Here is a 532-nt window from a genome sequence, read left to right as displayed (position 1 = left end):
CGACCCCGCGGCGCTAGGGCCGAGATCGAGTGTTTCGAGAACCGAATAGTCCGTGCCGCCGTTTGCCGATACCTCGATGACGACTAGATCCTCAGCTACTTCGACTCCTGTTCCTGTACGGAAGTCGAATCGGAGAGCCGCGGTTGCCGCCCCGGACAGATCCGCCTCTCTCGCAATACTGGGATCCACTCCCGAAGGGGTACCGTTCAGCCTTAACTCGCCCGAGACGACCTGGACCTTTCCGGCCGCGGGACCGCTGCCGGCCGCATCAACCTCGATCCACGGACTGGAGCTCCAATCGATCGAGCCATCCGTGCCGTCGTAGGCGATGGCGCCGAACTCGTCGCGATAGGTACCGTCGGTTCCTCCAAAAGACCCCCCGAACCGGCCTCCGGAGTTCGCAGGCATAGTAAATTCGTAGATGTCGCCCGCCGGTACGGTGAAGCTGCCCGAGGTGGCGAGGGTCTCGTAGGCGACGTTGATATCAGAGGCCGCCGGGTTGTAGGCGATCACGCTCACCGGCGCTCCGGGG

Annotated in this window: 1 protein-coding gene; it reads right to left on the bottom strand. The window is 63.5% G+C overall.

Annotation, left to right across the window (positions count from 1 at the left end; genetic code table 11):
• A partial coding sequence (locus tag GY769_10635; GenBank protein ID MCP4202374.1) for a hypothetical protein occupies positions 1-519 on the bottom strand: 519 nt, incomplete at its 3' end.
• Positions 520-532 lie beyond the last annotated feature (13 nt).

Source organism: bacterium (genome assembly GCA_024224155.1).
Taxonomy (GTDB): Bacteria; Acidobacteriota; Thermoanaerobaculia; order Multivoradales; family JAHEKO01; genus CALZIK01.
Note: the sequence above shows the minus strand (reverse complement) of the source record. Positions and strands in the feature narration are given on the sequence as shown.